Here is a 6,069-nt window from a genome sequence, read left to right as displayed (position 1 = left end):
GCGATTCATCTCCCACTTACTCCGCTTCGCTTCGTTGAAGTGGGAGTCTTCTCGCCTAATTAAGATAAAAACAAATCCATTGCCATCATTGACCCCTTTTGGCGCACGGCCAAGACCATCGACTTGTCCAGTTAGCCCTTTCATCAGCACGTCTTCATAACGAATTCCGTCACCGGTTATTTGGTTCTCCCGCATTTTCGCTTGCAAAACAACCCGGCGATAATGCTGTCCAGCTGTCGTTTTTATGTCAAACGGGACGCGCTTGCTCGTTTCGTATAGCCAGCGAAACACTTTTTCATGTTCCACCGGCGAAATCATGTCAGACTCTTTTCCGCGTCCTGTCGGCACAAGGAAAAAGACGCTCCAAAGCACACATTTTAGTTTTTCAACCAACTCTGCCATTTCATCGAGCACATGGACGTTATATCGGGAGATGACGGTATTAATTTGCACCGGAATATCGAGTTCATGTAAATATTCAATCGCTTTTATGGTCAAATCAAACGAACCGGATGTCCCACGAAAACGATCATGAATTTCCGCGTTTGGCCCATCTAAACTAAACGCCCAACGAGAAAGGCCAACTTCCTTCGCTTTCCGAATCGCTTCCTTTGTCACGTTCGGCGTCGCACTTGGCGTCATTGAAACATGAAGTCCTTTGTCAATCGCATATTTGGCAAGATCATATACATCTGGGCGCATGAGCGGGTCCCCGCCAGTAAACACGAGAAGCGGCTGATCCATCTCATATATATCATCAATTAACTTTTTCCCTTCTTCGAATGTCAATTCGCGCGGATCGCGGTGATATTGCGCTTCCGCTCGGCAATGAACACATTTTAACTGACATGCCCTTGTTAGTTCCCAAATCACAATAAACGGATTTTCGTTAAAGTCCCTCACTACTATCCCCCTCCTTGTTCTCATTGTACTGCATTGGAGAGGACACTAATGTGATAAATATCACAAAGTGACTTATGTCACAATATCGTCAAACTCATTCGGCGTGTTTACATTGCGAAAGACGATCTCATCTTCCCAAAAATCTTGCTCGTTCACATAGTGGACATGGCAATGGCGAAAAAGCGATTTCATCCTATTATCTTGTGCCTGTAGAAGTTTTTCGATCTGCTTGCATGTTCGCCGATGATATATGCCAACTAATGGCTGAATTCGGCCGAAATGCGCACAGATAATCGCATCAAACTTCTCGTTCGCATATTTAGCAAGTTTTGCCGCTGCTTCTGGACGCATATACGGCATATCGCACGGAAGCACAAATATCCATTCCGCTTCGCATTCTTTCATGACCGTATAAATTCCGGCAAGCGGCCCTTGGCCACGATACCGTTCATCGTCCATAATCACTTTTTCCGCCGTCTTTTGTCGAAAACAGTCTATTAGCGAAGGATGGCTAACAATATAAATATCCTCTACTACTGTGCGTAACGTTTCCACAGCAATTTCAAAAAAATATTTTCCGTTAAATTTGGCAAACGCTTTCGGGCTGCCAAAACGCCGCGACTGCCCGCCGGCAAGAACCACTCCTGCCATTTTGTTCATTCATTTTTCCCCTTTCACCAAAATCTTTGTTTTACTGTACCATGGAAGCAACAAAAAAAAAAAGATTCCCGTCATTCTTTCGGGAATCTTTTTTAGCATTCATGTTTATTTTTTGCCGATTGCGACTCGCCAAATTTCTGGTCCCTCTTCCAAGTACTCCCAAGTAAATTGGTCTGGACGTTCCATCATAAACTGATAATGCAACGGACGCGGATCATGATCGTTTGTTAATTCCATCACTTCACCTGGTTTTAAGCTATCGAATAAGCGAAAGATCGCAGGGTGTCTTTCTCTCGGCTCATAGTCAGGTGCATGAATTTTTGCGGCAAATTGATTCATACTTATTGCCTCCTTTATAGTATAATTAATTATGTATACATCATAATCATTTCTGTCGTTTGTCGTAGTGACGAATATCACAATTGATGGATGAAAATTCTCAATGCCTGTGAAAGGAGAAATGATGATTGGAAGAGCTTGTTGGCTTTTGTTCGCAGTGCGGCAAACCGATACATTGTTTTCATGGTTTCTTAAACGGCGTCATTTGCGACGAAAAAGAAACATTATACTGTTTTCAATGTCACGAGAAAAAAGAAAAAATGCAGAAAACCTAACAATAAACAAGATAGAAAGCGCTATCATAGAAAGATAAAAAGAATCACAGCTATTTGTGCTGTGATTCTTTTTTGTTTATTCTTCTTTTGTCAGATCGACAACCGGGAGCGCTTCTCCCTCGCCGTGTGTCGGTTTACGCAAATGGAATAGCGCTTTTACGCTGAACCCCATAATCACGATGACACCAATTAAGAAAATCGTATCTGGAACAGCACGGATCGTAAGCAAGGTTTGTACAAGATCCTGTTGTAAAAACGCTGGAGAGCGCGACGCCCAATAGCCATGTTCAAACGCTTCTTTCATTTGCAGAATGCCGACTGGCAACAACGTCACTGCAATCATCCCTGCAAGCCCGATATTGAGCATCCAACAGGCAAATTTTAGCCATTTATCGTTCCATGCTTCCGGCTTGACAATATTGCGCAGCGAATACAGCAACACTGCGATGCCAAACATGCCGTAAACCCCCATCATTGCTCCATGGCCGTGAGCTGGCGTTAAAAATTGTCCGTGTTCGAAGTAGCTGACTGCCGGCAAGTTGATTAAAAACCCAAGCACGCCAGCTCCAACTAAATTCCAAATCGCAGTAGAAATCAAGAACCAGAATGTCGATTTATAAGGGAAGTTAACTCCGCCGTCGCGCATCATTTTATATTGTTCATATGCTTCTAAAATAAGCAATGTAAGCGGAATGACTTCGAGCGCCGAGAAAACGGCGCCAAGCGCAATCCATATTTCCGCCGAACCGTTGTAATAATAGTGGTGACCAATTCCGATGACCCCGCTGCCAAGCAAAATCGTAAATTGGAAATATAATGCTCTTACTGTAGATTTTTTTGTAACAAGTCTCAATTGCACTAACAAAAAGCCGATCACAACAACCGCAAACACTTCGAAAATTCCTTCTACCCACAAATGGATAATCCACCAGCGCCAGAAATCTGCCATTGTAAAGTTCGTGTCTGGTTTCATAAAGAACGCAAAGATGTAAAAGAACGGCACTGCAATCGCCGAGTAGAACAATAAGTGAATCAATCCGCCTTTATCGCTCTCCCGCTTTAATCCGCTCTTAATACCGCGAAAGACGATAAACAGCCAAATGAGCATGCCCACTACCAGGATGATTTGCCAAATGCGGCCAAGCTCAATGTACTCCCATCCTTGATGGCCAAGCAAGAACCAGCTGTTCCCTAAATATCCGTTCACACCGAGCCATTGACCGATCATGCTGCCGCCGACAAGAACAACGAGCGCCCAGAACAAAATATCAACGAGAAGCCCTTGTTTTTTCGGTTCATGTCCGCCGACAAGCGGTGCGATAAAAATCCCCATACCTAACCATGATGTTGCAATCCAAAAAATTGCTAGTTGCAAATGGTAGCCTTTCACAATGTTAAACGGCAATAAATCGTGAATCCATTTGATGCCGAAAAAGCTGTCTGGTTCTACATAATAATGGGCAAGCAACGCGCCAAACATCGTTTGAACGAAAAACAGCACAGCGACAATCGCAAAGTATTTTCCTGATTTCACTTGCGAAGGGGTTAATGGCTGCTTGCGCAAATCGATAACTGGAAACTGTCCTTCTTTATATGCTTCTTGCATGCTCAATTGATAACGATAGAAGAAGTACAAAATAATCGCAACAAATAAAATTAAGATGGTCACACTTGCACCGCTCCACCACATGGCGGAAAACGTCATTGTATTTCCTGCATCTTCGTAATAAGGCCAGTTGTTGGTGTACGTAATATTGTCACCGATACGCGGAGTGCTTGATAACCAAGCTGTCCAGAAGAAGAAATCGGCAATTTGCTGAATTTGATCGCTGTCCGCAACCCAAGCGCGATTTGTTTTTGGCATATCCGATTCTTTAATCAACCCTTTTTGCAAGCCCCAACCATCACCGTTTGTAAATACATCGCGGTAATAGTCACGAACTTTTTGAAGCCCATATACTTGTGCATCTGTTAACACAAGCACATCGGTAACTGGGTTGTAGCGATTTTTCCGTATTTCTTTAATGACTTTATCTCGAATGATTGTTTTTTCATCTTTGGATAATTGCGAGAACGATTTACCATATAGTTCTTTTGCTTTATACTCTTGCATTCCTTCCGTGTAAATCTTCAATGCCTCTGCTGTATAATCCGGCCCCATGTAAGAACCATGTCCAAGCACTGTACCGTAATCCATTAATCCGTATTTCTGGAACACGGACTGCCCACCGATAATTGTTTCTTTCGTCATTAATACGTCGCCGCTTTCGCTTCGGACCTCTTTCGGTCTTGGCGCCATTTCTTTAAAAATCCAGTATCCGCCGACAAGCAGGACGGTAAAGCTGATTAAAATCGTAAAAATTAATATTGATTTAAGGAAACTATTTTGTTTCCGCCGTTCGGGACGTAAAGACGGACGGACTGATGGGTTCACTTCCATCTATCCTCAACCTCCTAATCTTTGATTCGTCCCCATTGTAACGCTGCAAAAATAAAAAATATGTGAGTCATGACAAACGCATACTATGATTTATGTCACAGCTCGCATATGAAGAAACTCATAAAATGGTAGTATAGAAATAACAGAAAGCTTGTGGTTCCTTTATTCTTGTCAAAGGGAACTCCACTTGGCGAAAGCCACATTTTTGTGAAATTTATGTAAGGAGATGGAATAATGACAAATGATTGGCTGAAAGAGAGACTAAAAAATGTTCCGCTTTTTCGCGAGTTATCCGATCATGAACTGGAGTCGCTCGTATCGATTTCCCATGTACGCGTTTATAAACCGCGGACGTTTGTATTTATGCAAGGAGACCCGCTCGAGCGTGTCTATTTCATTCATTCCGGGACGGTAAAAATTTATAAAACCGATATGAGCGGGAAAGAACAAATCATCTCGATTTTGCAGACAGGCGAAATGTTTCCGCATACCGGTTTTTTCTTAAAAGGTTCGTACCCTGCGCACGCGGAAGTCATCGACGAAGCGACGTTAATTGCGATCCCAATCGCTGACTTCGAACAAACGTTAATTTGCTATCCAGAGGTATGCATTAAATTATTTCGCGTCATGGGCGAAAAAATCGTTGACTTGCAAAAACGTTTAGAAGAACAAATTCTTCATAACACATATGAACAAATTATTATGCTTCTGTTGCGCTTAACAAAAACAAATGCGGTACCGCAAGGGAAATTTTACCGTTTGACTGCTCATGTGACGAATCGAGAGCTTGCCAACATGATCGGCACCTCACGGGAAACGGTAAGCCGAACGCTTAGCCAATTAAAGCGAAAAGGATTGATTGATATTAATGAAGATGGATTTTACCTTATTGATAAAGAAGGATTGGAAAAAGAAATCTTTTTCTAATGGATGTGATAAAAATCACAACGCTTGAAAATGAAAATTACTATCATAAAAAACAAAGGAGGGATTTCGTTGGGAAAGATTGTAGAGTTGGATGTCCGCGAAGATTTACAAAAGAAAATCGAACCGTTTGAAAAAATTATGAACACAATTAAACCGCTTCAAGCGGGGGACACGTTTATTCTGCATGCGCCGTTTAAACCGATTCCGCTTTTTCCGATTATGAAAGCAAAAGGATTTACGTATGAAGCGGAACAGATTGGGAAAAAACATTGGAAAGTCACGTTCGTAAAACAGGGGGGGAGAACGATGATTCTTGACAATCGCGGGTTAGAGCCGCCGCAACCAATGATGAGAACATTGGCGGCGTTAGGGAAACTGCAGCCTGGAGAAACGTTAACCATCATTAACGACCGCCGCCCGATGTTTTTATACGAACAACTTGATGAGCTTGGCTGTGAACTACCCCCACTTAATTTCTAGCGAAAATTTGAAGTGGGGGCTTCCAAAGAAGTTTGACTGCTTCAA

At 42.6% G+C, this 6,069-nt stretch carries 6 protein-coding genes and 1 pseudogene; 3 read left to right on the top strand and 4 right to left on the bottom strand.

Annotation, left to right across the window (positions count from 1 at the left end; genetic code table 11):
• The 4 genes from DCC82_RS06060 to DCC82_RS06045 all read right to left on the bottom strand — a co-directional run.
• Positions 1 to 903, bottom strand: a 903-nt coding sequence (locus DCC82_RS06060; protein ID WP_233252935.1) for a radical SAM protein, incomplete at its 3' end; no start/stop codon positions are given.
• A 72-nt stretch (positions 904 to 975) separates the two neighbouring features.
• Positions 976 to 1,563, bottom strand: coding sequence for a molybdenum cofactor guanylyltransferase (locus DCC82_RS06055; RefSeq protein WP_012749413.1), 588 nt, complete (start codon positions 1,561 to 1,563; stop codon positions 976 to 978).
• Between the two features lie 105 nt (positions 1,564 to 1,668).
• Positions 1,669 to 1,902, bottom strand: a complete 234-nt coding sequence (locus DCC82_RS06050; RefSeq protein WP_012749412.1) for a DUF2249 domain-containing protein — start codon at positions 1,900 to 1,902, stop codon at positions 1,669 to 1,671.
• A 351-nt stretch (positions 1,903 to 2,253) separates the two neighbouring features.
• Positions 2,254 to 4,617 carry a nitric-oxide reductase large subunit gene (locus tag DCC82_RS06045; RefSeq protein ID WP_108430281.1) on the bottom strand — a complete coding sequence of 788 codons (2,364 nt, stop codon included), beginning with the start codon at positions 4,615 to 4,617 and terminating at the stop codon, positions 2,254 to 2,256.
• 234 nt (positions 4,618 to 4,851) lie between these two features.
• Between DCC82_RS06045 and DCC82_RS06040 the strand changes: the two genes are divergently transcribed.
• The 3 genes and pseudogenes from DCC82_RS06040 to DCC82_RS18835 all read left to right on the top strand — a co-directional run bounded on the left by DCC82_RS06040 (position 4,852) and on the right by DCC82_RS18835 (position 6,024).
• Entirely contained in the window at positions 4,852 to 5,544 is a 693-nt protein-coding gene (locus DCC82_RS06040; RefSeq protein ID WP_097354203.1) for a Crp/Fnr family transcriptional regulator, read from the top strand.
• Positions 5,545 to 5,613: 69 nt separating this feature from the next.
• A pseudogene (locus tag DCC82_RS18840) lies at positions 5,614 to 5,841 on the top strand (DUF2249 domain-containing protein); the annotation flags it as partial.
• Positions 5,842 to 5,850: 9 nt separating this feature from the next.
• Positions 5,851 to 6,024, top strand: a complete 174-nt coding sequence (locus tag DCC82_RS18835; protein ID WP_483299663.1) for a DUF2249 domain-containing protein — start codon at positions 5,851 to 5,853, stop codon at positions 6,022 to 6,024.
• Positions 6,025 to 6,069 lie beyond the last annotated feature (45 nt).

The organism is Geobacillus sp. LYN3 (genome assembly GCF_003064505.1).
GTDB classification, from domain to species: Bacteria; Bacillota; Bacilli; order Bacillales; family Anoxybacillaceae; genus Parageobacillus_B; species Parageobacillus_B toebii.
Note: the sequence above shows the minus strand (reverse complement) of the source record. Positions and strands in the feature narration are given on the sequence as shown.